At 61.2% G+C, this 24,344-nt stretch carries 20 protein-coding genes; 2 read left to right on the top strand and 18 right to left on the bottom strand.

The window, feature by feature from the left end:
• Positions 1-15: 15 nt before the first annotated feature.
• Genes AAEO81_RS10200 through AAEO81_RS10190 form a run of 3 tightly spaced genes read right to left on the bottom strand, consistent with a single transcriptional unit; the run spans position 16 to position 5,956 of the window.
• Positions 16-1,572 (bottom strand): efflux transporter outer membrane subunit, encoded by a 1,557-nt coding sequence (locus AAEO81_RS10200; protein WP_341963367.1) that lies wholly within the window; start codon positions 1,570-1,572, stop codon positions 16-18.
• Positions 1,569-4,775, bottom strand: coding sequence for a multidrug efflux RND transporter permease subunit (locus AAEO81_RS10195; protein WP_341963365.1), 3,207 nt, complete (start codon positions 4,773-4,775; stop codon positions 1,569-1,571). The genes AAEO81_RS10200 and AAEO81_RS10195 overlap by 4 nt, the downstream gene beginning before the upstream one ends.
• The gene (locus AAEO81_RS10190) at positions 4,772-5,956 is read right to left on the bottom strand and encodes an efflux RND transporter periplasmic adaptor subunit (RefSeq protein ID WP_341963363.1); all 1,185 of its coding nucleotides are present in this window, start codon (positions 5,954-5,956) and stop codon (positions 4,772-4,774) included. Before AAEO81_RS10190 ends, AAEO81_RS10195 begins: the two co-directional genes overlap by 4 nt.
• Positions 5,957-6,162: 206 nt before the next feature.
• Here AAEO81_RS10190 and AAEO81_RS10185 point away from each other — a divergent pair, with 206 nt between their 5' ends.
• The gene (locus AAEO81_RS10185; protein WP_341963361.1) at positions 6,163-7,080 is read left to right on the top strand and encodes a LysR family transcriptional regulator; all 918 of its coding nucleotides are present in this window, start codon (positions 6,163-6,165) and stop codon (positions 7,078-7,080) included.
• Between the two features lie 11 nt (positions 7,081-7,091).
• Here the strand turns inward: AAEO81_RS10185 and AAEO81_RS10180 are convergent, their stop codons facing one another.
• The 10 genes from AAEO81_RS10180 to ehuB all read right to left on the bottom strand — a co-directional run bounded on the left by AAEO81_RS10180 (position 7,092) and on the right by ehuB (position 16,871).
• Positions 7,092-9,038 (bottom strand): methyl-accepting chemotaxis protein, encoded by a 1,947-nt coding sequence (locus AAEO81_RS10180; RefSeq protein ID WP_341963359.1) that lies wholly within the window; start codon positions 9,036-9,038, stop codon positions 7,092-7,094.
• Between the two features lie 115 nt (positions 9,039-9,153).
• On the bottom strand, positions 9,154-10,041 hold the full coding sequence (gene rarD, locus AAEO81_RS10175) for an EamA family transporter RarD (RefSeq protein ID WP_341963358.1): 888 nt from the start codon (positions 10,039-10,041) through the stop codon (positions 9,154-9,156).
• A 71-nt stretch (positions 10,042-10,112) separates the two neighbouring features.
• On the bottom strand, positions 10,113-10,976 hold the full coding sequence (locus AAEO81_RS10170; RefSeq protein WP_341963357.1) for a VOC family protein: 864 nt from the start codon (positions 10,974-10,976) through the stop codon (positions 10,113-10,115).
• Positions 10,977-10,998: 22 nt separating this feature from the next.
• The gene (locus tag AAEO81_RS10165; protein WP_341963356.1) at positions 10,999-12,102 is read right to left on the bottom strand and encodes a DUF2817 domain-containing protein; all 1,104 of its coding nucleotides are present in this window, start codon (positions 12,100-12,102) and stop codon (positions 10,999-11,001) included.
• Between the two features lie 29 nt (positions 12,103-12,131).
• Positions 12,132-12,518: an ectoine synthase gene (locus AAEO81_RS10160; RefSeq protein ID WP_341963355.1), complete on the bottom strand. Its 387-nt coding sequence runs from the start codon at positions 12,516-12,518 to the stop codon at positions 12,132-12,134.
• A gap of 10 nt (positions 12,519-12,528) precedes the next feature.
• Positions 12,529-13,824, bottom strand: coding sequence for an amidase family protein (locus tag AAEO81_RS10155; RefSeq protein ID WP_341963354.1), 1,296 nt, complete (start codon positions 13,822-13,824; stop codon positions 12,529-12,531).
• A 40-nt stretch (positions 13,825-13,864) separates the two neighbouring features.
• On the bottom strand, positions 13,865-14,635 hold the full coding sequence (ehuA, locus tag AAEO81_RS10150) for an ectoine/hydroxyectoine ABC transporter ATP-binding protein EhuA (protein ID WP_341963353.1): 771 nt from the start codon (positions 14,633-14,635) through the stop codon (positions 13,865-13,867).
• Positions 14,632-15,297, bottom strand: coding sequence for an ectoine/hydroxyectoine ABC transporter permease subunit EhuD (gene ehuD / locus AAEO81_RS10145; RefSeq protein ID WP_341963352.1), 666 nt, complete (start codon positions 15,295-15,297; stop codon positions 14,632-14,634). Before ehuD ends, ehuA begins: the two co-directional genes overlap by 4 nt.
• Entirely contained in the window at positions 15,294-15,956 is a 663-nt protein-coding gene (gene ehuC, locus AAEO81_RS10140) for an ectoine/hydroxyectoine ABC transporter permease subunit EhuC (RefSeq protein WP_341963351.1), read from the bottom strand. The genes ehuD and ehuC overlap by 4 nt, the downstream gene beginning before the upstream one ends.
• Positions 15,957-16,016: 60 nt before the next feature.
• Positions 16,017-16,871, bottom strand: coding sequence for an ectoine/hydroxyectoine ABC transporter substrate-binding protein EhuB (gene ehuB, locus AAEO81_RS10135; protein WP_341963350.1), 855 nt, complete (start codon positions 16,869-16,871; stop codon positions 16,017-16,019).
• Positions 16,872-17,079: 208 nt separating this feature from the next.
• Between ehuB and AAEO81_RS10130 the strand changes: the two genes are divergently transcribed.
• Entirely contained in the window at positions 17,080-18,501 is a 1,422-nt protein-coding gene (locus AAEO81_RS10130) for a PLP-dependent aminotransferase family protein (RefSeq protein ID WP_341963349.1), read from the top strand.
• Positions 18,502-18,800: 299 nt separating this feature from the next.
• On the opposite strand, the gene AAEO81_RS10125 is transcribed toward AAEO81_RS10130, so the two are convergent.
• The 5 genes from AAEO81_RS10125 to AAEO81_RS10105 form a co-directional block, all read right to left on the bottom strand.
• Positions 18,801-20,306 (bottom strand): amino acid ABC transporter permease/ATP-binding protein, encoded by a 1,506-nt coding sequence (locus tag AAEO81_RS10125; protein WP_341963348.1) that lies wholly within the window; start codon positions 20,304-20,306, stop codon positions 18,801-18,803.
• Between the two features lie 34 nt (positions 20,307-20,340).
• On the bottom strand, positions 20,341-21,174 hold the full coding sequence (locus AAEO81_RS10120) for a transporter substrate-binding domain-containing protein (RefSeq protein WP_341963347.1): 834 nt from the start codon (positions 21,172-21,174) through the stop codon (positions 20,341-20,343).
• Between the two features lie 68 nt (positions 21,175-21,242).
• On the bottom strand, positions 21,243-22,424 hold the full coding sequence (locus tag AAEO81_RS10115; RefSeq protein ID WP_341963346.1) for a Xaa-Pro peptidase family protein: 1,182 nt from the start codon (positions 22,422-22,424) through the stop codon (positions 21,243-21,245).
• A gap of 46 nt (positions 22,425-22,470) precedes the next feature.
• Positions 22,471-23,469 (bottom strand): succinylglutamate desuccinylase/aspartoacylase family protein, encoded by a 999-nt coding sequence (locus AAEO81_RS10110; RefSeq protein WP_341963345.1) that lies wholly within the window; start codon positions 23,467-23,469, stop codon positions 22,471-22,473.
• A 372-nt stretch (positions 23,470-23,841) separates the two neighbouring features.
• Positions 23,842-24,312, bottom strand: coding sequence for an Lrp/AsnC family transcriptional regulator (locus AAEO81_RS10105; protein WP_166598766.1), 471 nt, complete (start codon positions 24,310-24,312; stop codon positions 23,842-23,844).
• Positions 24,313-24,344 lie beyond the last annotated feature (32 nt).

Raw genomic sequence — 24,344 nt, 5'->3', positions numbered from 1 at the left:
GGGGCTGACGCTGAATCAACCCCGACGATCCTGTTGCTGCGAATCGACGACCCCACCCGCCTGCTGGCGCTCATCGGCCTGCCATCCACCGCCGAGGGCGCGCACCAGGTCCACCGTCGCTCGCGCCCGCGCCCCTTCGGACTGGATCAACAATTGCCGGTTACGCAGCAACGTGCGCTCGGCATCGACCACGACCAGATAGTCCACGTCACCTTCGTCGAAACGGGACTTGGCCGAACGGGCTACACGGGACGAGGCCTCTTGCGCACCCTGTTGATGAACGATTCGCGCGTCCAGCGTGCGCATGGAAACGAGGGCATCCTCGACTTCGCGGAACGCCTGCAACACAGTCTTGCGGTACTCGCCCACCCGTTCCTCGTAAACGGCACGGGCGCGGGCCATGTCGGCCTTGCGCCGCCCGCCGTCGAAGATCGGCAGGTTCAACGCCGTGCCCACCAAAGGCCCCAACAGGAAGGTGCGCTGCGACCAATTCGTCAGATTGCCCAGGTCCGTGGACTCGTAGCCCAGCGCGCCGGTCAGCGACAACGACGGGAAAAACGCCGCTTTCGCCACGCCGATCCGGGCGTTCTCGGCGGCCATGGCGCGCTCGGCAGCGGCGATGTCAGGGCGACGCTCCAGTAACGTCGAAGGCAGGCCCGGCGGCAGTTGAACGGTGATCGGATTCAGCGGTGTCCCTTCCACCGAAAACGCTGACGGTGCCTGACCCAGCAAGGTGGCCAGCGCGTGGGCCGTCAACGCGTATTGCTGCTCGACCGCCAGTTGTTCAGCGCGGGCGGAATACAGCTCGGTTTGCGCCTGGTCGACCACGTAATTCGCCACGGCGCCGTTGTCGAGCCGTCGCACCAGCAGCTTCGCGGTGTTGTCGCGCAGCGTCACCGTTTCCTCCAGCAACCGGCGTTCGCCCTCCAGTTGGCGCAGGCTGAAATAGGTGCGGGCAACATTGGCCTGAATCAGCAACAGCATCTGGTCCGCCAGCGCCTGTTGCTGGGCGGCGTCGGCTTCAGCGGCTTCGATGCTGGCGGAAACGCGGCCGAACAGGTCGACCTCATAGGCCACCGTGGCCTGGGCCCGCCACAGGGTTTGCGTGGTGCCCGGTTCGCCATCGCCGCGCCCGTCCGCAGCGCCCGAGGTGCGCTGGCGGGTGGGACCGAAGCCTGCGTCAACATCAGGGAAACGCGCCGACTCACTGCGGGCCGTCAACGCACGGGCCTGTTTGAGTCGCGCCATCGCGATGCTGACGTCCGGGTTGGCCGCCAGTGCCTGAGCTTCCAATCGTTCAAGGACAGGGTCGCTCATGATCGTCCACCAGGGCGAAGGCTTTTGGGCATCTGCAGGGGCGGCGGGTTGCCAGCGACCGGGGGTTTCCGACGGCGTCAGCGGCGCGGCGGATGACTGACCGGCCTCGACGAACTGCGCAGGCACCTGCACGTCGGGGCGTTGCTCGACGGGCGTCACCGAACAGGCCGACAGCAGCGCCAGCCCGATCGCCAGGCTGAGCAGATTTCGAGGCGTACGAGCCGAACGCCCGCCTGCATGGATTGAATAAGTCATGCCAGACGCTCCGGCTGCGGTTGATCGTGATGATGAGGAACGAGCGCAGGTGCTTCGTGATGGGTCGCGCTGCGCAGGGGCTTGCCACCGCTGAGGGCGCGGACCACCACGTAGAACAGCGGCGTGAGGAACAGCCCGAAGAAGGTCACGCCGATCATCCCGAAGAACACCGAGATGCCCATTGCCTGGCGCATTTCAGAACCGGCGCCCGACGACATGACCAAGGGAATCACGCCCATGATGAAGGCCATCGACGTCATCAGAATCGGCCGCAGACGCAAGCGGCACGCCTCGATGACCGCCTGGACCGTGGACTTCCCGGCCATCTCCAGCTCACGGGCGAACTCGACGATCAGAATCGCGTTTTTCGACGCCAGGCCGACCAGTACGATCAAGCCGATCTGGGTGAAAATGTTGTTGTCCCCCTTGGTCAGCCACACGCCGAGCAATGCCGAAAAAATGCTCATCGGGATGATCAGGATGATCGCCAGCGGCAGGGTCAGGCTCTCGTATTGAGCGGCCAGCACGAAGAACACCAGCAGCACGCAGAGCGGCAGAATCCAGATCGCCGTATTGCCCGCGATGATTTGCTGGTAGGTCAGGTCCGTCCATTCGTAGGTCATGCCTGCTGGCAAGGTTTCAGAGGCGATCCGCTGAATCGCTGCCATCGCCTGGTCCGATGAGTAGCCGGGCGCAGGACTTCCGCCCAGGTCAGCGGCGGTGAAGCCGTTGTAACGCACGACCTGATCCGGGCCGTAGGTCTGGCTGATCTTCGCCACCGAAGCGATCGGCACCATGTCGCCGAACTGGCTGCGGACATGCAGCTGGCCAATGTCGTCGGGCTTGGCGCGGAATTGACTGTCAGCCTGCATCCGTACCTGATAGACACGACCCAGGAAGTTGAAGTCGTTGACATAGTACGAACCCAGGAAGGCTTGCAGCGTGTTGAACACCGCGGGAGTGTCAACGCCCAATTGCTGCGCTTTCGCACGGTCGATATCGAGCTTCAGTTGCGGCACGTTCACCGTGTAGGTAGTGAACAACGGGCCAAGCTCCGGTGCTTCAGAAGCCTTTTTGATGAACGCTTGCGTAGCTTTGTAAAGCTCTTCGTAGCCCATGTCTGCGCGGTCTTCGATTTGCAGCTTGAAGCCGCCCAACGTCCCGAGGCCGTACACCGGCGGCGGTGGGAAGATACCGGTGAACGCGTTGCCGATGGTGCTGAACTCTTGCGCCAGGTCGGCGGCCACCTGATTGGCACTGATGCCTTGGCGGTCCTTGAATGGCTTGAGCAGCACGAAGCTCAGCGCAGTGCTGGAGCTTTTGGTCACTGCGTTGATCGACAGGCCGCTGTAACCCGAGGTACCCATGACCGCAGGGTGCTTGAGGGCCATTTCGTTCATGCGGTTCATGATCGCTTCGGTGCGATCCAGCGTCGAACCTTGGGGCAACTGCGCCAGACTCACCAGGTACTCTTTATCCTGAGCGGGCACGAAGCCGCCAGGGACATGGCCTGTCAGCCACCAGGTCGCTGCCAGCAAGGCGGCGTACACCACCAGCATGCCGCCTTTGCGTTTCACCACACCGCCGATGCTGCCGCCATAGTGTTCAGAGCCCCGATCGAACGTGCGGTTGAAGCGCTTGAAGAATCGACCGAACAGCTTGTTCGTCACACGGGTCACTGCATCGGGTGCCTGGCCGTGCCCTTTGAGCAGCATGGCCGACAGCGCTGGCGACAACGTCAGCGAGTTCACCGCCGAGATCAGCGTCGAGATGGCGATGGTGACCGCAAACTGCTTGTAGAACTCACCGGTCAAGCCACTGAGAAACGCCAGCGGCAGGAACACGGCAGAGAGTGTCAGGGCGATGGCGATGATCGGTCCGCTGACTTCACGCATGGCCTGATAGGTCGCCTCCCGGGGGTTCAACCCTCGGGCGATGTTGCGCTCGACGTTCTCGACCACCACGATGGCGTCGTCCACCACAATGCCGATGGCCACCACCAGACCGAACAGCGACAGGGTGTTGATCGAATAACCCGCCAACAGCAGGAAGGTGAAGGTCCCGATAATCGAGATCGGCACGGCGAGCAGCGGAATGATCGACGCGCGCCAGGTTTGCAGGAACAGAAACACCACCAGCACCACCAACGCCACCGACTCCAGCAGCGTCTCGACCACAGCATCGATGCCGTTCTGCACAGCGCGACTCGGCTCGTAAACAACGCGGTAGATCAGGTCCTGAGGGAAGTCTTTTTCAAGCTCCTGCATGGCCCGGTGCACGTCGCGGGAAATCTGCAACGAATTGGCGCCAGGCGCTTCCTGCACGGTCACGGCCACGGCGGGCGCGTTGTCCAGAGTGGCCCGAATGCCGTAGTCCTCGGCGCCCAGTTCGACGCGTGCGACGTCGCCCAGGCGAGTGATCGCGCCTCGGGCGTCAGACTTGATGACGATGCTCTTGAATTCGTCGGGGGTCTTGAGCCGCCCGTCCGCGTTGACGTTGAGCTGATACGCGGTGCTTGAGGGTGTCGGCGCGCTGCCGATGGTACCGACGGCCGCCTGAATATTCTGACGACGAATGGCGTCAGCCACATCATTGGCGCTCAGCCCTCGCTCGGCCAGCGCCGCAGGGTTCAGCCACACCCGCATGGCGTAGCCGCCGGGGCCCCAGATCGACACTTCGCCCACACCGGCAATCCGCGCCAGACGGTCCTTCACGTGAAGAATGGCGTAGTTACTGACGTAGTTGTTGTCGTACGTGCCTTTCGGCGAAACCATGTGTACGGAGATGGTGATGATGGGCGAGTTCTTGATCGCCGTGACACCCAGTCGTTGCACGTCTTCAGGCAATCGCGCCTGCGCTTGCGAGACGCGGGTCTGAACCAGCTGTTGCGCCCTGTCCGGGTCGGTGCCCAGCTTGAAGGTAACGGTCAGATAAAGATGCCCGTCGCCACTGGCCTTGGACTCCATGTAAAGCATGTCCTGCACGCCATTGACGGACTGTTCGAGCGGCGCGGCGACGGTTTCGGCGATGGTCTTGGCGTTGGCGCCGGGGTACTGCGCATGGATCACGACTGAGGGCGGAATGACCTGCGGGTATTCGGAGACCGGCATGTTGACCGCCGACACGATGCCTGCGAGCAGAATCAGCGCGGAAATCACACAGGCAAAGATGGGCCTGTCGATGAAAAACTTCGAGACGTTCACGACCGACCTCCAGTGGAAATCTTGGCCGAGGCCTTCTGAGCATCGCTCTGGGCATCAGCCGCCACCGGAGCCACTTCGGCACCAGGGGATGCACGGAATGCGCCGTCAACGATCACCTTTTCATCGGCCTCAACGCCACTACGCACCACCCGGTCGTTACCCTGCAACGTGCCCAACTCGACGAAGCGGCGTTCGACCTTGTTTTGCGCATTGACGACGAGCACGTATTTCCGATCCTGGTCCGTGCTCACCACGGTTTCTTCCACCATCACGGCCTTGTACGGAGAACCGCTTTGCAGACGCACCCGCGCCTGCAAACCCGAGAGCATTTCCGGGCTGACTTTTTCAAGCCGGGCGCGAACGCGCACGGTGCCCGATCGCGTGTCCATCTGGTTGTCGAGGGATTCGATCACGGCGGAATACGGAAAGGCGTCATCGCTGGCCAGGCCCACTTTGACCATCGGTTGCGTACCTGACCGCAGTGACGGCGCAATGAGGCGAAGATAGCTCTGTTCATCCACGTTGAACGAGGCATAGAGCTTGCCATCGGACACGATGCGGGTCAGCGGCATGGCATCGCCACCTGCCATGACCACGTTACCGGCGGTGATTTCCGCACGGGAAATACGGCCTGCGATGGGTGCCCTGACCTGGGTATAACTGAGCATGAGTTGAGCCTGCGCCAAGGCAGCCTGTGCGCCTTTCAACGCAGCGGCCGCTTCACGGGCAGCGTTGTCGAAGGCGTCAAAATCCCTGCGCGCAATCGAGTTAGACTCCATCAGCCGCTTGCCGCGCGCCTGCTCGACGTTCGCGTGCCGTTGCCGCTCCTCAGCGCCCGCCACATTGGCCTGTGCCTGACGCACCTGGGTTTCGAAGGGCGCAGGGTCGATGGTGAACAGCAAATCGTTCTGACGCACCGACTGGCCGTCCTTGAAGTGCACGGTCAGCAGCGTGCCCGCCACTTTCGGGCGCACGTCCACCACATCGACGGCTTCCAGACGCCCGGTAAAATCCTGGGAATCGGAGACCCAGCGCAACTGGGCGGATTTGTATTTCACAGCGGGCAGTGGAGCGGCCGGTTCGGCTTGAGCGTCCGCGCCGGGCTTCCAGAAGGCACTGCCAGCGCCGATGGCTGCAAGCACGGCTACCGCCAACAGGTGCTGTTTTTTGAAGGGATTCATGCGAGTGATTCCAAAGTTGAATACCCGCAGTCTGAGGCCGTCCCTCAGGGATCATCTAGATCAAAACTTGGCTATGTTTATTGCCTGAAATGGAATAACCCCCACTGATAATCGAGTGATATCAAGCGAATCTGTTTTTTTAGTCCTCGAAAAAAACCGGGCTTATTGCTACAACTGCAATTGATTTTGTCAGCCGGAGCGAGCGTGTGGACCGTATTCAATCGATGCAGATCTACGCCCGTGTGGTTGAAATGCACAGCTTCACCCGCGCGGCCGAAAGCCTGTCCCTGCCCCCTTCGCGGGTCACCCGTTCAGTGAAAGAACTGGAGGCGTTTCTCGGGGTGTGCCTGTTGCGCAGGACCACGCGCCACATCAGCCTGACTCCGGACGGCACGCTGTATTACGACCAATGCAGACGCTTGCTGGCGGACATCGAAGCGGTCGAGTCAAGCTTTCCCGGTTCCGCCGGAAAGCCCCGAGGCCGCTTGCGGGTGGACATGACGCTGTCGCTGGCACGGCTGGTGGTGCTGCCACGGATCAAGGATTTCCAGGCGCGCTTTCCCGACGTCGAACTCACCCTGACCATGGCGGACCGCACGGTCGAACTGATTCAGGAAGGGATCGATTGCGTGATCCGCGCAGGCACGCCCGAGGACTCGCCGACGCTGGTGGCCAAGCGCATCGGCGCGTTCGACTGGATTGTCTGCGCGTCCCCGGAATACTTGGCCGAGCACGGCACGCCGAACACGCTCGAAGACCTGGCCGACCATCACGCCGTGGGTTACCTCTCCAGCCGAACGGCCCGGTCGCTGGAGTGGCACTTCGTGATGGACGGCGAAGAGCGCTGCATCCGCATGCCGGAACGCCTCATCGTCAATGACACCGACGCTTACGTCGAATGCGCCTTGGGAGGGCTGGGGCTAATCCGGGCCGGGAGCTACATGGTGCGTCATCACCTGGCCAGCGGACGACTGGTGCACGTCTTGGCCAACTGCCCTGCCCCCGCCGTTCCGCTCTCGGTGCTCTACCCGAAGAACCGCCACCTGTCGCCAACCGTCCGCGCGTTCGTGGACTGGGTCGGCGGCGTTGTGCGCGAGGCGGAAGGCAGCTGGAAGGTCGCCTGACCCACCAGGCTTCAGGTCTTGAACCGACGCACCAGACCATCGAGTTCACGAGACAGCGCGGCCAGGTTTTCAGAATCATTCTGAGCGGCGTTGGCCAGGCTCGACACCAACTGTGCGTCGCCATGAATCTGGCTGATGTGGCGATTGATGTCTTCTGCCACCTGATGCTGCTCCTCGGCGGCGGTGGCGATCTGAGTGTTCATGTCGCGAATCACGTCCACCGATTCGCGAATCTGACCGAAGCTGCTGCGGGCCTGGCCGATCTTCGCCACGGACTGCTGCGACACATCAAGGCTGGCGTGCATCTGCTGCGCCACTGAGGCTGTCCTTCTGGCCAGATTGCCCAGCAACGAATCGATCTCGGCCGTCGAGTCTGCGGTGCGTTTGGCCAGCGCGCGCACTTCGTCGGCGACCACCGCAAAACCTCGACCCTGCTCGCCCGCGCGGGCAGCTTCGATGGCGGCGTTGAGCGCCAGCAGGTTGGTCTGCTCGGCGATCGAACGGATGGTGTCGAGGATCGACTGAATATCGTTGCTGTCCTTTTCCAGCTGAGTCATGTCGTGGGCCGAGCGGGAGATCTCGGTGCTCAATTGATCAACGCTGGTGACCGCATCATCGATCTGGCGTTGACCTTCGCGAGCCTGCTGCTGACCGCTGTCTGCCGACGCTGCTGCCTGACTGCATGAGCGTGCGACTTCGTTGGCGGTGGCGACCATTTCATGAAACGCCGTCGAGACCATGTCCACTGCTTCACGTTGGCGTCCGGCGGCTTGGGCCATGTCATTGGACACACGGGTGGAGGTAGCCGAGCTGTCGAGAATGCGTGTCGCCGCGTGACCGATGTGCTGGATCAATCCGCGAATCGCGGCCAGGAACTGATTGAACCAGTTGGCCAGTTGCGCGGTTTCATCTTTGCCCCGTACGGCCAGGTTCTGGGTCAGGTCACCCTCGCCTTGCGCGATGCCTTCCAGACCGCTGGCCACGCTGCGAATCGGCCGCACGATCAGGGTCGCAAAACTGGCCCCGAGCAGCGCAAAGACCACTGCCAACACAGCGGCGATGATCGCGATCACCCATGTCAGGTGCGTGGCTGAAGCCATGACTTCGTCCTGTTTGATCAGGCCAATGAAGCGCCATCCCAGCTTGTCAGAAGGGAAGACGTTGGCCATGAACGGCTCGCCGTTGATAGTCACCTTGATCAGCCCCGGACCCGCCTTGGCCAACTCGGTGAAACCGTCGCCCAACTCACCCAGTTTCTTGAAGTTGTGTTCGGGCTGCTTGGGGTCGACCAGCACGGTGCCGTCGTTTTCGATCAGCATCAGGTAACCGGTGTCTCCCAGCTTGATCTGCTTGACGAGGGTGGTCAGCTGCTTGAGCGACACGTCGATGTTGACCACGCCACCCGAATTCCCGAAGGCGTTGTTCACGGCACGAACGGTGCTGACCAATACTGCGTCATCGCCCGCCCAGTAGTAAGCGGAGGTGCGCAGGGTTTTGCCGGGATTGGCCTGGGCGGTCTTGTACCACGGACGTTGGCGCGGGTCGTAGTTGGCCAGTTTCAGGTCTTCCGGCCACAGCTCGTAGGTGCCGTTGTTCAACCCGTAAGCGACGTACGCATAGTCAGGATGGGCTTTGGCCAGGCCTTCGAACAGACTGAAAATCTGTTTGTCGACCTCGGTTTGCGGGACTTCACGCGGGTTGGCGGCCATGTAGTTCCTGACGCCCTCCCCCGTGCCGACGATCAACGGATGTTGCGCCAGGTAGTCCACATTCTGCGAGATGCCGTCGAAGAATAACTGGATGCCATTGGCGACCTGGCGAATCTCCCGGCTACTGCTGTCGACGAAATCCGTCTGCGCATCCTCGCGCAGGTTAATGATCACGACGGCAGCCACCGCAATGATGGGCAAGCTGGCGATGAGGGCGAAGGCCCTCGTCAATTTCTGTTTGATGTTCATCTGCGTACCTGATTGTTATTGGAATTCACGCAGAGGTTTCTGTCCGAAGCGCTGCCTTTGGATCAGCGTTCGACACCTCCGTTTTTGAAACCGGTAGATCGTCCTTCTCTGAACGTCACTGTTTGCGCAATTGCCTCCACGTATCCACGCTGTACACCAACAGCCCCAGCCAGATGAACACGAACGCCGTCAGCGTCGCGGGCGCCAGGACTTCGCCGAACAGCGTCACGGCCAGGATCAGCACCAGCGTTGGCGCGAGGTATTGCAGAAAGCCCAGCGTCGAATACGGCAGGTGCCGCGCGGCGGCGTTGAAACACAGCAATGGAATGAGCGTGATCAGCCCCGCGAGGGTCAACCAGAGCACGTCATGACTGAGCAGAAAGGCGGGCTGAAAGCTGTCGGATTCCGGATGAAAGGCCACCCAGGCCAACGCCAACGGCACCAGCAGCCAGGTTTCGACCACCAGACCCGGCAGCGCGGCCACCGGAGCACGCTTGCGAATCAGCCCGTAGAAGCCGAACGAGAGGGCCAGTGCCAGCGACACCCATGGCAAGCTGCCGACCTGCCAAACCTGCTGCCCGACGCCAATGGATGCCAACCCCACCGCCACCCATTGCAAGCGGCGCAGGCGTTCGCCCATCAGCAACATGCCGAGCAAGACGTTGATCAGAGGGTTGATGTAATACCCCAGGCTCGCCTCCAGCATCCGACCATGGTTCACGGCCCAGACGTAGACCAGCCAGTTGGTTGCGATCAGGCACCCACTCACCGCCAGCACACCCAGCCGACGCGGGTTCTGCAGGAGCTCGCGCCCCCAGCCAGGGTGTTTCCAGATCAGCAGCATCAGCGAGCCGAACAGGGCCGACCACAGCACGCGGTGGATGATGATTTCCACAGCGGGCACGCTTTCGACAGCTTTGAAGTACAGCGGGATGAAGCCCCACATGAAATACGCGCTCAGGCCCAACAGGTAGCCCTTGCGCGGGTTGACGGCAGTTTGCATCAGTAATCCTTTCCGGCCTTGTTATGAAACGACTGAGCGGTGACCGGTCACTCAGACGTTGTTCGACTCCGTCAGCCCTCGTGGGACAAGGGGGTGATCTGTTCGAGCAGCGTCAGGTTCCGATCCGCGACGCTGAGGGTGACACCGTGGCTGAATTGCGCAACCGTCTGCGCTGAAATTCCCGGTTCGATCCCGGCGATGGACATCGCATAGACGCCCTCTCCACGGGTTTTCAGCAGCGTCGACAAGCGCTCGCTCAGCCCGGTGTTGATCGAACCGACAGGCGATACCAGATGCAGCGCGGCCTCCCCGACGTGCAACGTCCTCACCACCACGCCCTGCGTGTCGGTCAGCGACGTGTCTTCAGCACCCACCTCAGCCTCGTCTCCCAACAACCCGCGATAGGCCTGTGTGCTCGCCTGCAGATCATCGACCGCAATCGCAATCGACTGAATCCCGGTGGCGCGATTCGGCTGCACACGCACCTCGCCCTCCGGCACCCGCAACGAACGCGGCGTCACGTCACCGCACAAAAACGGCAGGCCATGCAGCGCGGGCCAGGCCAGCTGCCACTGCACATGCTCACCCGTCGGTTTGACCCGCGAGCCGTCGATAGGCCCACGGTACTGAACGCCCGTAGCGGCGGCGTTGGCGACGGCCTGGCCGATGTTCGACGGCACGAACGCCACATCCACGAAGCCCTCGCCGTGCCGGGTCAGGCGTTCGTACCACTTTTCACCCGGCGCGGGCGCGGTCCACTCGATCAGCTCCAGGTACGTGCCATCGAGAAAGTACACCAACGCATTTTGCGTCGGCGCGTGTTGATGGCGGCCACCGACGAGAACCTGAAACCCCAGTTGCCGATAATCTTCAATCGCGCGAGGCAGGTCGTTAACCGCGATGACCAGGTGATCCAGTAGAAAGTTGACGCTCATGAGCTTGCTCCTTTGAATGGGTTCAGGCCTGCCAACGCGCCAGCCCATCGAGGGTGGCGTCAATGATCGGCAGCCCGAGAGTCAACACCTGTTCGCGCCATTGGTAGGAGACAGGGTTGAGTGAGTCGAGCAGGTCCGCGTGCATCTGAGTACGCGTGTCTTCGCTGAGGCGGTGGCCGTAATTGCGCAGCCACAGGTCCTGGCGAATGGCGAGGTCGCCCGCCACCGAACCCCGTGTCCCGAACTCGATCACACCCCCGGCCACGATGGCCTGGGGCAAAAACGATTCGATCCCCTGAAACACCAGCCCCTGGTAGCGCGGTCGGGCACGGCCATGGGGGCGTGATCCCGTCACCGTGTCCAGCCCCCACCAATCGGCTGTTTGCCGTTGGGCGTCGGAGCTGTCGCTGCCGAAATTCAGGTAGAACGGCTTGCCGTATTCACCAATGCCCGTGTGCCAATCGATGACGGCCACGCGCTCGGCATGTCCCACAGCGGTCTGCACCACGCGCTCCAGTGTCAGGCTTTCCCACTCACGTGAAAACCCGCCGAAGCAAGTGCCCTGGGGGTACAGGTATTGCCCACCCGCGAAGGTGTTGAAGTACACGTCATCGCCGTATTTGAGCCGAAAATCCATGATCCCGATGTCGCAGGCCGAGCGGTAGTTATCGTCCCACCACTGCGGCAACAGATACGGATGGAGCTGCGCGTACAGCGCATTCGTCACCGGCACGGCGGTGTGGTCGATGAAATTGCGATTGAGGTCCACGCCGTTCACCGTGGTCCGCGAACCGTGGGAAAAACCATAGGGGTTAAGCCCATGAATCAGCAGCACACCGACCTCGTCATTAAGTGCCCGCGCACTCAACTGTTTGAGCCAGCCGATCTGCAACGCCGAGCCCGCGAACCCTTCGAGGCCGTGGGTGCCGCTGATCATGATCAATTGCCGAGGCGCGTCGATCCGCCCGATGTGCCCGACATCGATCGTCAGCTCTTCCCCGTGAGCGCCTCTGGCATCCGGGTGCAGATAGGCGCTCAGTTCGCCGTCGACCGCCTTTACGGCGTTGCGAAACGTGCGCCGGGCGACCTCGTAGGAGGCGCTGAAATAATCGGTGTAGTTGACCACCCGAAAACCCTCACTGAAACGTCAGAGGCTCAACTGGCGGCATCGTAGCCGCCGTCGGCGTTGTGGGTTTCATTGCCCTGGATCGGCGGATTGAACACGCACACCAGGTGCAGGTCGCCCTTGGTCGCCTTGAGGATGTGTTCGTCGTGCTGGTCCAGTGCGTAGGTGGTGCCCACCCGGATCGGGAAGGTCTCGCCACTCTCCACGTGCAATACCTCGCCTTCCCCGGCAATGCAGTAATTGGTCTCGTAGTGGTTTTTGTAATGGCAATGAACGGCGTTGCCTTCGGGCACCACGGTGTGATGCACCGAATAGCCCAGACCATCGGACTTGACGATCAGGCGGGTGCTGCGCCATTTCTCGGTGACGACGTGACTGCCGGTTTGAGCGAGCTGTTCCAGGGTGCGCACGATCATGGGTGTTCTCTCATGTCAGGGGTTCAAGATGCAGGGCCGTCTGGACCGACCGGGCCAGGTGCAACAACGCACGGTCGCCGTCACGGTGGCCGGTCAGGCAGAGGCCGATGGGTTCTGAGGTTGCCGCCGGGAGGCTCACGCTCGGGGCGTCGATCCGGTTGGCGACTTCGGTCAGGCGGAACGTCAGGCGATTTTTACGGTAGTAGGTCGGGTCGTCTTCAAGCTCGCTGAGTGTAGGCGGCAGGAAAGGCACCGTCGGCGTGAGGAGCGCGTCGTAATCGCTCATGCGCTGTGCGTAATCGGTCTTGCACTGCGTCAGTTTTTGCTGCGAGGCAAAGTAGGCGCTGGCAGTGACCCGCTCGCCCAGGGCAATGCGTGGCCCGACTCTCGGGTCGTAGAGGTGCGCGCGGTCTTGCAGGAACTCGCGGTGCCAGGTGAAGGCCTCAGCAATGATGATGCCGCCCTCAATGGCGATTTCACCGAAGTCCGCGAGCTCGGGCCACTCTTGCTCGATCACCTCGGCGCCCGCGCTTCTGAGCCGTGCGATCGCGGCGTGAAAGTGTTCGGTGACGGCCGCGTCGGCGTGGGCCAAAGCAAACGTCGGGGGCACCAGAAACCGGCGACCGCGCAGGGGCACAGCATGCAGGGCCGACTCATCGGGCACCAGCGCCTGATCGACCCGCAGCAGCGTCTCGACGTCCTTGGCGATGAAACCCGGAACGTCGAACGTCGGCGACAGGAAGAGCATGCCGTCGTCGCGATAACGCCCCTTGCTCGGCTTGAAGCCTGTCACGCCGCAGAACGCTGCCGGGATCCGCACGGAGCCGCTGGTGTCGCTGCCCAGTGCGATGTCTGCAAGGCCTGACGCCACGGCGACCGCGCCGCCCGAGGTCGAGCCTCCGGCGATGCGCTGACCGGTCGCGTCCAGTGGCGTGACCGGCGTGCCGAAATGAGGATTCAACCCCAACGCCCCGAAAGCAAACTCGGTCATGTTGGTTTGCGTGGTGATCACCGCGCCCAACTGGCTCAACGCCGCGACCAGCGGGGCGTCAGCCGAGGCCGGCGATGCGTTGGCCAGCACCCGGGAGCCTGCGGTGGTCGGCCAGCCGCGCACATCGAAACAGGCTTTGACCGCCAGCGTCAGCCCGCTCAGCGGCGGCACGATGCCAAACCCGCTCAGGGTGTCCCACGCGCCCGCTTGCTGTTGAGCTTGCAAAAAACGGTCGCGCAAAATACCAGTCCCGGACTGATCACGGTGCCGCGCGACCGCCACGGCCTGGGCGGCGACGTGCTTGCTGAAAGACATGAACATTCCTCGCGTGTCAGTGGCGCCTGAACCAGCGGCGTTACTCAAGGTGCACCGCCCGCAAAAAAGCCCGGGTGCGATCATTCTGTGGCGAATCCAGCAGAGGGCCAGGCGCCCCTTGCTCGACGATCTTGCCGTTCTCCATGAAGCAGATGCGGTCGGCAATCGCCCTCGCCACACCAATCTGGTGGGTGACGACGATAATCGTCAGGTCCCGCTCATGGGCCAGTGCGCGCATGACTTCCAGCACCTCTCCGACCCGCTCCGGGTCCAGCGCCGAGGTGGCTTCATCGAACAGCATGATCTTCGGTTCCAGCGCCATCGCCCTGGCAATTGCCACCCGTTGCTGCTGGCCGCCGGACAAGGTGGAGGGGTAGTGGCTGAGCTTTTCGCCCAGACCGACCTGCTCCAACAGCGCACGTGCTCGCTGCTCCGCGTCGTGACGGGAGAGGCCTAATACCAGACGCGGTGCCGTGGCGACGTTGTCGAGGGCAGTCAGGTGCGGAAACAGATTGAAGCTCTGGAACACCATGCCCACCAACGAACGCATGCGTTGCAGGTGCTTGCGGGTGGGCGCGATCAAAGGCTTGCCCTCGGCGGCATGCCAGAGCGCTTCGCCATCGAGCGACACCTTGCCGCTGTCGATGCCTTCCAGCGCCATGAGGATGCGCAGCAACGTGGACTTGCCCGAACCGCTGGGGCCGATGATCGCGACCTTGTCGCCGCGATTCAGGCTGAAGCTGAACTGGTCCAGCACCACGGTCTTGCCGAAGCGTTTGCTGACGTTTTCAAACGAAATCATTTCAGTCATTGATGACGACTCTGCGTCCAGCGACGCAACACGAATACAAACAGGGCCGCGACCGCGCTCATGGCCAGATAGGCCAGTGCAGCGAGGGTGATCGGCTCGACATAACGGAAGCTCTGCGCCCCCACATCATTGGCCGCGAACATCAATTCCGGGACGGACACCGCCGCCAGAATCGGCGTGTCCTTGAGCATCGTGATGAAGGTATTGCCCAAGGCAGGCGTCAGCGGTTGTATCAGCTGGGGCAGCATCAGGTGGCGATACGCCTGGTAGCGGCTGAAGCGCAGGCTGTCACTGGCGTCCCATTGCCCGGAAGGCAGACTTTCCAGCACCGCGCGATACGCTTCGGCGACATAGGCGCCGTGATACAGCCCCAGCGCGACAACACCGGTGGCTACCGGGTTGAGCACGATGCCCATCTGCGGCAATACGAAAAACAGGAAGTAGACCTGAATCAGCAATGGGGTGGACCGCAGTAATTCCATCAACCCGCGCCCTGCCCACACACACCCGCGATGACCCGAGCGTTGCAGCGTGGCGAGAATCCCGCCCGCCACCAGTGCCGCGGCAAACCCGCCAATGGCCGCGACGAACGCCACCCCTGCGCCATTGGCGAGCGTGGGTGCGATCTGTGCGGCGAACGACCAGGAAAAATCCATCGTCATGCCTCACTCCTCGCGTTTCGCCCACGGGCCAGCACGCCTTCCAGCTTGCGCATCGACGAGGACACCAGCAGCGAAATGAGCAGGTACATCACCAGCGTCGCCAACAAGACCGCACCCGACTGATAGGTCTTGGAGATGATGGATTTCGCTTGAAACGCAAGGTCTGGAATGGTGATCAGCGATACCAGCGACGTCGCTTTGATCAGTTCGATCAGCAGGTTGTTGAACAGCGGCATCATCATGATCAGCGCCTCGGGCAACACCACCACCCGGAGGGTGTTGAAGCGCCCGAGGTTCAGCGCAGCGGCCGCATCGAGCTGCCCCTTGGGAACGGCTTCGATACAGGTCCGCACCACTTCCGCCCCGTAGGCGCTGAAGCACAAACCGAGGCCCACCACGCCACATTGAAATGGCGTGAGGTCGACCCCCAGATACGGCAACACGTAGAACAGCCAGAACAGCTGAGCCAAGGCTGACGTGCCGCGAAAGAACTCGACGTACAACGCCGCCGGGACATTCAGCCAACGCCTGTGCGACGACCGGGCCAACCCCGCGACGAGTGCCAGTACCAGCGCGAGGATTGCTGATACTACCGTCAGGCGGATCGTCCACCAGAGCCCGGTCAAAAATTCGTAGCGGTATTCCCAGACCATTTCCATGAAACGTTTCCCATCCAAACGGAGCGCCCTCAAAGGCGCCCCGCCTGTGTCATTCAGCTGTCATTCAGCACAGAGGCTTGCCAGTTTCACATCACCGGTCGGGATGTCTTCCGCAGAGAAGCCATAAGGCTGACCGATTTTCGCGGCTTCACCGGACGTGAGGATTTCCTGCAGGTACGTGTTGAACGCATCGACAAAGGCCTGGTTCTCGCGGCGGAACGCGAAGCTGCCAATCCCTGACGCAGGCTTGCCGTTGATCACGGCCTGGGCGAACGGTTGAACGCGCTCCAGGCCCGGATCGTTCGCGGTTTTCAACGTGGCAGCAACCGTCACCGCCGTGTTCAGAAACGCATCGATGCGACCGGTCTTCACGGCGGCGAACAGCGAAGCAACGTCAGGCAGCGTGACCAGTTGCTCGGCCTTTACACCGGCGGCCAGTGCGTGGTCGGCGATGGGGCCACCGCCCGTGAGGTAACCGACCTTGAGGGACGGGTCCTTGGCGATGTCCGCATAGCTGCGAATGCCCTTGGGGTTACCCGCCTTCACGACGATCCCGTCATTGACGATGTGCGTCGGTTCGGCGAACGCCACGAGTTTGCAGCGGTCCGGACGGATGTAGAGGTCGGACGCGATCACGTCGAACCGACGGGCCTGCAAACCGGGGATCAGTGCGCCGAACTGGGTGGGCACCGCTTCAAGCTGGCTGTTGCCAAACTTCGCCAGCACCGCCTTCAGCAGATCCGCTTCATACCCCACCAGCTTGCCGTTGGGGCCACTGACGATAAACGGCTCCTGCTCGGCAAAGCCGACCCTGACCGGCTTCCCGGCCTTGACTGCGTCCAGCAAATCATCCGCATGAGCGACTGACACCAACGACAAACCTAACGTGAGACCCACCAACATTGAGCGCAGCATTGTATTTCCTCCTCCCCTAATGATGGTGAAAAACTACCATACAAAAAACCATACACTTAATATCTAATAATTATGAATGTATGCCTTTTTTCTTCGATAGGGGGCCGTTATCGGCATCTGCACCGCAGAAACAATAACTTCCGGTTGAATAACAGTCGTTTTACCCATACATTCAGGCCGAAACCATACAATACGGTCTACCTGTCTGATGCCCATCTCCGAACCCCGTCCTTCAACGCGCCGACAATGGAATGCATGGCTCGACCTCACGGCCTCTTTCAAATACCTCGGCATCTACCAGGCCATCGTTGCCGACATTGAAAACGGCCGACTGCAGCCAGGCGATTCCCTGCCGCCCCAACGCACGCTAGCCAAGCTACTGGGGGTCGACCTGACCACCGTGACCAAGGCGTATGGGATGGCGCGGGACGATGGCCTCATCGAAACCCGCACAGGCAGCGGCACCTGCGTGGCAGGAGAAACTCGCACCTCCTTCCCGACCACCCTCGAAGCGCCGATGCTGGACCTGAGCAAGAACAGCCCGCCCCGCACCGAAGGCCAGGAAATCAATGCACTGATCGTCAAGGAGATGGGCCGGGCGTTCGCAACCATCGGCGACGTCGCCAGCTTCAACTATCAGGAAACCGGGGGAAACCTGCGCCACCGCGTCGCTGGGGCCTCCTGGCTGACGCAACGGATCGAGCAGATCAGCGCCGACCGCGTGATCCTCACCTCCGGCGCCCAGAGCGCGCTGTTCGCGATCTGCCATCTGTTGAGCCGCACTTCGCGGTCGCTGGCCGTGGGGCAGTTCTGCTACCCCGGCATTCACACCGTTGCCCGGCAACTGGGCCTGGACCTGGTGCCTGTCTCCATGGACGCCGAAGGGCTGATCCCTGAAGACTTCGAGCAGGCCTGCCAACGGCACGCGCTCATGGCGTTGTATGTGGTCCCGAATATCGATAACCCGACGACGGCGACGTTGCCGGAAGCGCGACGCCTGAAAATTGCCGAGATCGCCCGCCGCCACCGCGTCACCCTCATCGAGGACGACCCCTATTCCAACATCGCCGCCAACGGGCTGACGTCCCTGGCACAGCTGGCCCCTGAACTCACGTGGCACATCGCGACCCTCTCCAAATGCGCTACACCGGCGCTGCGCCTTGCTTATCTGTGCGCGCCTGACATTCGCAGCGCACAAGAGATCGCGGGCTTGATGCAGGCGATGACCATGATGGTCTCGCCGTTGTTCGCTGAGCTCGCCTCGCAGTGGATCGACAACGGCATCCTGCAAAACCTGACCCAGGCCATCCGCGCCGAAAACGCGGCACGACTGCTGATCGCAGGTCAGGTGTTCGCCGACCTGAACTTCAGCGCACCGCCCCAGGGTTCGCACATCTGGCTGCACCTTCCACAGCCGTGGCAGGCGCTGGATTTCGCCCATCAGGCAGAACGCCAACACATCAAGCTGCTGCCCGCGTCGAGCTTTTCCCCGGCATCGGGTCACAGGCCCAGTGAATCGGTGCGCATCTCCCTGGGTGCCGCCGACAACCGGCAGATGCTTGAAGAAGGTCTGAAACGACTGCGCGACATTCTCGATCAGCCGTTGGCGTTTTATCAGGCAATGGTTTAGCACTGCCTGGTTCCGCCCGTACATGCCGAGGCGCGACGGGACGGGCTCCGCTCCCGCGATGGCTGGCGTGTCAGATGCAATCATTTGCCTGACACTCTGTCTTCGCTGCCGTCGTACCTCCGGCGTCTCCCACTAGAACGGCGTCCATACTCAATCCAGTGTTCACTTCGGATCGCTGTACGCGTGTCGATCACGGAAATCACGGCGCACCAACATTCCTGTGGGAGACGCCGGAGGTATGACGGCAGCGAACGCGGAGTGTCAGGCAACCCATCTGCACCTGACACTGCGCTACACCCTCACACCGCCCGAAGTTTGAAATGCTCCGAGTTGCCGATGAACCGGGTGATGCGCTGATCCGAAGACCGCATCATGTCCGCCGGTGAGGCGTCTTTGACCACCACGCCTTGCTCCATGAAGATCACCCGGTCCGACACTTTGAACGCGAACTCCATTTCGTGGGTGACGATGACCATGGTCATGCCTTCACTTGCCAGGTCCTCGATGCAGCGCAGCACGTCACCGACCAGCTCAGGGTCCAGCGCCGAGGTCGGCTCGTCGAACAGGATCATCGAAGGCTGCATCGCCATGGCCCGGGCAATCGCGACCCGCTGTTGCTGCCCACCGGACAGTTGATGCGGGTACTTGTGCACATGCTCGCTCAAGCCGACTTTCTGCAGGATGGCGCGGGCCGATCCTTCGCACGCCGCCTTCGAACCACGCTTGTGATAGGCCGGCGCCAAGGTCACGTTTTCCAGCACGGTCTTGTGCGGGAACAAGTTGAAGTTCTGGAACACCATGCCGATGTCCACCGCCTGATCCAGCGACGGCACGACCTTCCCCGCGTCGGCGTCCAGGAACGGTTTGCCGTGCAGCAACACCTTGCCGCTGTCCAGAGGCTCAAGCCCGTTCATGGCGCGAATCAGCGAGGTCTTGCCCGAACCCGACGGCCCGATGATCGACACCACTTGCCCGCGCTTGATGCTCAGTTCGATGCCCTTCAACACTTCCAGACTGCCGTAGCTTTTCTTCGCCCCGACGATCTCCAGCGCCGTCTCGCCGGTGGCCGACTCACGCGCAGGCAATACACCCAGCGCAGGAGAAGGGCCCGACGTGGGTGCGGTGTTTTTGGCCGCCGTGAAGTCCAGCCGACGCTCCAGGTACGACAGCAGCCAGCCCACCACGGTGACGATGAACACGTAGTAGAACGCGACGCCGAGCATGGTCTCCAGCACCCGGAAGTTCTGGGTGTACAGGCGCTGCCCGACCGCGAGGATTTCATACAACGAAATCACCGAAACGAGCGACGTGAGCTTGACGATGTTGACGTACTCGTTCGCCAGCGCAGGCAGCGTCACCCGAATGGTCTGGGGAATGATGATCCGGCTTTGCAGCGCCAGTCTTCCCAGCCCCAGCGACCTGCCCGCTTCGCCCTGCCCCTTGGGAATCGCCACCAGCCCGCTGCGATGGATTTCAGCGATGTACGCCGATTCGTTCAACACCATCCCGATCAAGCCCGCCAGAAACGGGTTGGACAGCACGGCCCCGGTTTCGGGAAACACTTGCGGCAGGTTATAGATCAGAATCAACAGCACCAGCAGCGGCAAACTGCGGAAGAACCAGATATAACCGCTGCACAGTTGTTTCACCCAGACGATTTTTGACGACTTGCCCAACGCCAGAAAGAAGCCAAAGACAATGCCGGATAACCAGGCCAGCATACTGAGTTCAACGACCAGCAGTGTGGCGCTCCAAAACTCGCGATTCCACAGAAGACTGATCGCATAGCGCACGTCAAATTCCACTTGAGCCACCTTTTTATTGTAATAACAGTAGGTCTTAGTTGGCGGTGCCCATGGCAGCCGCTATCTCTTCCTTAGAGGGCTCACCCAAGTTGTATTCCTTTAACAGCGCCGCGTATTCGCCCGAATTCTTGATGGCTTGAAGGGCTTTGGTCATCGCGGCCAACAACACTTGGTTGTCCTTGCGAAGGCCGTAACCGCCCACGACCGGGTAGAGGATTTCCTTCGAACTGATTTCGATGCGTCCGGACGTGTTCTTGACGGCCACAGCTGCAACAGCCGCGTCTTCTGTCTGAACGTCTGCGGTCTTGGCGAAGAGCGTCTGCACCGCTTCCGCCGAGGACGGGAACTCGGACAACTTGATCGGCGCCTTGCCTTGATCCACGCAGCCGGTTTTCGAAAACTCGGTGAGCTTGGGAATCCACGCCGCGCCCTGGATACTGCTCACTCGCAAGCCGCACAGATCGGCCGGTGTCATGGGTTGATTCGCGCTACCTTTCAGCACCACGAACGACACACCGGTTTTCATGTACGGCAGAAAGTTGATCTGTTGTGCCCGCTCAGGCGTGACGTACATACCTGCCGATGCCAGGTCGAAGCGATTGGATTTAAGGCCCAACAATAAACTGGCGAAACGCGTGTCCGAGAACGTGAGTTCAACATTCATCTTCTTGGCCAACAGCGCCAATAACGATGGATCAAACCCCGCCGGTTTGCCATCCACGAAATAATCGTAAGGCGGGTAGTTCAAATCCGCGCCCACGGACAATGTGTTCTTTTGAAGCGACGTTTCAGCCGCCGCATTAACGTTAGTTGCGGTCATACCCAAAACGCAGGCGAACGCACACACCATGCTTGAGATTGTTTTCATGGCACTCCCCACACTTTTATTATTAGAGTGCGGCCCCGATGCAGGGCCGCCATCGACAACTTAAGGTATTAACGCTTGATGTTGACGCTGCGCGGGAACTGGGTCAGGCACTCATAACCCTGTGGCTGCACAACAATGGTTTCCGACGTTTCCATGCCCCAGCCCTTCATCCACATGCCGAGGATGATGTGCAGCGTGGTGTTCGTCTCGATCGGCTCGTGCTCGCCCGGACGCAGGCTGATGACGTGCTCGCCCCAATCCGGTGGCAGGCCGATCCCGATCGAGTAACCGATGCGGCTGTCCTTGCGCAGCCCGTAGCGGTTCAGCACCTGCTGCCAACTGGCGTGAATGTCCGCTCCACTGACCCCGGTCTTGACCATCGCCAGCACTTCGCTCATGCCCTCCTCGACCGCCGCAGCGGTGTGGGTCAGTTCGTCAGGCGGGTTCGACCCCAAGTGCAGTGTGCGCGCAAGGCCGGTGGTGTAGTGGCGGCGAGCGCCGGCCAGTTCGATGGCCACGGTCTGGTTGTCGATGAACTTCTCATCGGTCCACGCCGGGTGCGCGGCAGAGGCTTTCTCTCCCGCCAGAATGATCGGGCACAGGGCGGTGATGTCGCCGCCAAACGGCGCGTCGGGCGCGATCTGGGCTTTGTAGATTTCCGCGATGACGTCGGACTGGCGTACGCCCGGTTGGATCATGTCCTGAGCGACGTGCATGGCGCCTTGAACGATCGTGGCGGCTTCGCGGTGGTACTGAATCTCGGTCTCGCTCTTCACCACCCGCGCGCGGTTGACGAGCAGATCGCAGTCCACGAACACGCCGTTCGGCAGTTTGGCGATCAGGCTGTTCAGCGAGCGTGGCGAGAAGAAATAGCTGTCGGACTCGTAACCGATGCGTCGCGCACTCGGCCAGCGTTTGGCGACAAATTCACCGATGTAATCGCTGGGGTGAATGTCCCGGCGCATCACATAATCTTCGGGGTAACCGATGACGTGGTCGTTGCCCATCCAGGTGGTCAATGCGGCACCGGGGGCGTCCATGGCACGGCCAATCCACACCGGCTTGCTGTCCTGCAAACTGACGATCACGAACTGCGGCGTGTAGAACGACCAGTCCGCCGCGCCGGTCAGCCAGAAGATGTTGTTGGCATCCGCCACCAACAGCAGGTCGACGGACGCCTCCGCCATTCGATGCTTCACCTTTTGCAGACGGCTCGCGTATTCGGCGTCTGTGAAAAACGGGTCACTCATGATCCACCTCGTCTTATTGAAATTTTTGGGTGCAGGGCGTCGCGTGTCAGGCTTCGGGGCTGGCGAACATCGCCAGGAAATCGCCCTTGGCGATGTACCCACCAAAATGACGACCCAGCAGCGTGCCGGTAACGGGTGCGGTCACGGCCAGCGGCTCCTTGTCCAGATGTTCGAAGTCATGAATGCGGGCGATCACCTGACCGGCTTCCACTGCTTCGCCCAACTCGCGGGTGAATTCGATAAAGCCGCTGTTCTGTGCGCTCACGTAGCCGTCGGCCTCGTTTTGCATGATGACCACCGGAGAGACAGCGGGCTTTGGCGCCGTGTCATAAACCCCAGTGTGCACAAGGAAGTTATGGGCGCCGTCCTGTGCGAATTTGACCGTCGCTGCGGTGGTCGAACCGCCGCCGCCCAACTCGGTGGAGAGGAACAGCTTGCCCTTCTCTTCCACGGCGGTGTCGAGCATGCCCTCGTTGTCCAGCTCTTCCAGAATCAGGCCGATGGGTGCGCCGAAGGCGATGAGCGCTTCACGGGCACGCAAGGTCTGCGCTTTATCGGGCAATTGATGAGAGACCGCGAAAGGCTGGAAAAACATGGTCCGGCCGCCAGCGTGAATATCCAGCACCGCGTCGGCACGGCTGATCAATTCAGCCTCGACGAAATGGGCGATCTGTTCGGTAATCGTCCCTTCCGCCCTGCCGCGAAACGCGCGGTTCATGTTCAAACCGTCGATGGGTGACAGGCGAGTGCCGGCTTTCAGCGCGGGGTAATTGAGGGCGGGAACGATGCAGATCGTGCCGGTGACACGCTGCACGTCGATGGCTCGCGCCAGGTTGGATAACGCCAGAGGCCCTTCGTATTCATCGCCATGATTGCCCCCCGTCAACAACACGAACGGCCCCTCGCCGTTCTGGATGACGATCACCGGAATCTGCAGGCTGCCCCACGCGGATTCGTTTCGGGACCAGGGGAAATTCAGACTTCCGAACTGACGCCCTGTCAGTTCCCAATCGATGGTCAGCCGACCTTTGCTCTTCTTATTCATGCGTCCCACCCCACTTGCCGTCGTCTCTGTGAACCCCTTACGTGAGACAAATCATAGCGATTCCCCCAAACCATATCCGACGATAAACAATCGTCCAGAGATGAAATCCGTACAAAATCGGATAGAAACGAGGAAAAACTGCGTTATCTGCGGTTCAGATCAGCGGCAAAAAAGGGACATCAGAAAACCGTCCAACGCCGCAATACATTGTAGGAGCCGGCTTGCTGGCGAAGGCGTCGAGTCAGTCACCATTGATGCATCCGACCTGACGCATTCGCCAGCAAGCCGGCTCCTACAGGAGACCGCGTCTAGCCTGAAACTTCGCAAGGGGTCGGAAGCAAGGTTCGTCAGATCAGGTAAAAGAAAGAGAGATCAATCCAGATCGATCGGCAATTCGAACCCGGCTTTCACCCGGTCCATGACCACCAGCGTCTTGAAGCTCTTGATGTCCGAGTTCTCGTAGAAGAACCGGCGGGTGAACTGTTCGTAGTCTTCCATGTTCTTGGCCGTGATCACCAGGACGAAGTCCGAATCGCCCGTGACGTAATACCCGGTCATCACCTCCGGCGTATTACGGATGGATTTTTTGAAGCGGTCGATGATGTCGGAACGTTCCCTTTCCAGGGTCACCAGCACCAGCATGAACACGTTCCGCCCCACGGCTTTGGGCGACACGATGGACACGTCACCTTCGATCACCCCTTCCTTGCGCAGCGTCTTCAAACGTCGCTGGCACGCGGTGGCGGACAACCCGACCAGGTTGCCCAATTCCTCGGACGTGATCCGGTTGTTCTTCTGCATTGCACCCAGAATGTTGACGTCTATCCGGTCGAGAACAAACATTGGCTTTCTCCTTAGTGCAACACGATGACGTT

This window comes from Pseudomonas sp. RC10 (assembly GCF_038397775.1).
Classification (GTDB): Bacteria; Pseudomonadota; Gammaproteobacteria; order Pseudomonadales; family Pseudomonadaceae; genus Aquipseudomonas; species Aquipseudomonas bambusae.
Note: the sequence above shows the minus strand (reverse complement) of the source record. Positions and strands in the feature narration are given on the sequence as shown.

What these genes read in the sequence shown, in the direction of transcription:
- AAEO81_RS10160 (WP_341963355.1), bottom strand. Translation starts at nt 12,518, where the DNA reads ATGATCGTGCGCACCCTGGAACAGCTCGCTCAAACCGGCAGTCACGTC.
- AAEO81_RS10170 (WP_341963357.1), bottom strand. Translation starts at nt 10,976, where the DNA reads ATGAGCGTCAACTTTCTACTGGATCACCTGGTCATCGCGGTTAACGAC.
- AAEO81_RS10190 (WP_341963363.1), bottom strand. Translation starts at nt 5,956, where the DNA reads ATGAATCCCTTCAAAAAACAGCACCTGTTGGCGGTAGCCGTGCTTGCA.
- ehuB (WP_341963350.1), bottom strand. Translation starts at nt 16,871, where the DNA reads ATGCTGCGCTCAATGTTGGTGGGTCTCACGTTAGGTTTGTCGTTGGTG.
- AAEO81_RS10130 (WP_341963349.1), top strand. Translation starts at nt 17,080, where the DNA reads ATGCCCATCTCCGAACCCCGTCCTTCAACGCGCCGACAATGGAATGCA.
- AAEO81_RS10115 (WP_341963346.1), bottom strand. Translation starts at nt 22,424, where the DNA reads ATGAGTGACCCGTTTTTCACAGACGCCGAATACGCGAGCCGTCTGCAA.
- AAEO81_RS10155 (WP_341963354.1), bottom strand. Translation starts at nt 13,824, where the DNA reads ATGTCTTTCAGCAAGCACGTCGCCGCCCAGGCCGTGGCGGTCGCGCGG.
- AAEO81_RS10110 (WP_341963345.1), bottom strand. Translation starts at nt 23,469, where the DNA reads ATGAATAAGAAGAGCAAAGGTCGGCTGACCATCGATTGGGAACTGACA.
- AAEO81_RS10105 (WP_166598766.1), bottom strand. Translation starts at nt 24,312, where the DNA reads ATGTTTGTTCTCGACCGGATAGACGTCAACATTCTGGGTGCAATGCAG.
- rarD (WP_341963358.1), bottom strand. Translation starts at nt 10,041, where the DNA reads ATGCAAACTGCCGTCAACCCGCGCAAGGGCTACCTGTTGGGCCTGAGC.
- AAEO81_RS10200 (WP_341963367.1), bottom strand. Translation starts at nt 1,572, where the DNA reads ATGACTTATTCAATCCATGCAGGCGGGCGTTCGGCTCGTACGCCTCGA.
- AAEO81_RS10180 (WP_341963359.1), bottom strand. Translation starts at nt 9,038, where the DNA reads ATGAACATCAAACAGAAATTGACGAGGGCCTTCGCCCTCATCGCCAGC.
- ehuD (WP_341963352.1), bottom strand. Translation starts at nt 15,297, where the DNA reads ATGACGATGGATTTTTCCTGGTCGTTCGCCGCACAGATCGCACCCACG.
- AAEO81_RS10120 (WP_341963347.1), bottom strand. Translation starts at nt 21,174, where the DNA reads ATGAAAACAATCTCAAGCATGGTGTGTGCGTTCGCCTGCGTTTTGGGT.
- ehuC (WP_341963351.1), bottom strand. Translation starts at nt 15,956, where the DNA reads ATGGAAATGGTCTGGGAATACCGCTACGAATTTTTGACCGGGCTCTGG.
- ehuA (WP_341963353.1), bottom strand. Translation starts at nt 14,635, where the DNA reads ATGACTGAAATGATTTCGTTTGAAAACGTCAGCAAACGCTTCGGCAAG.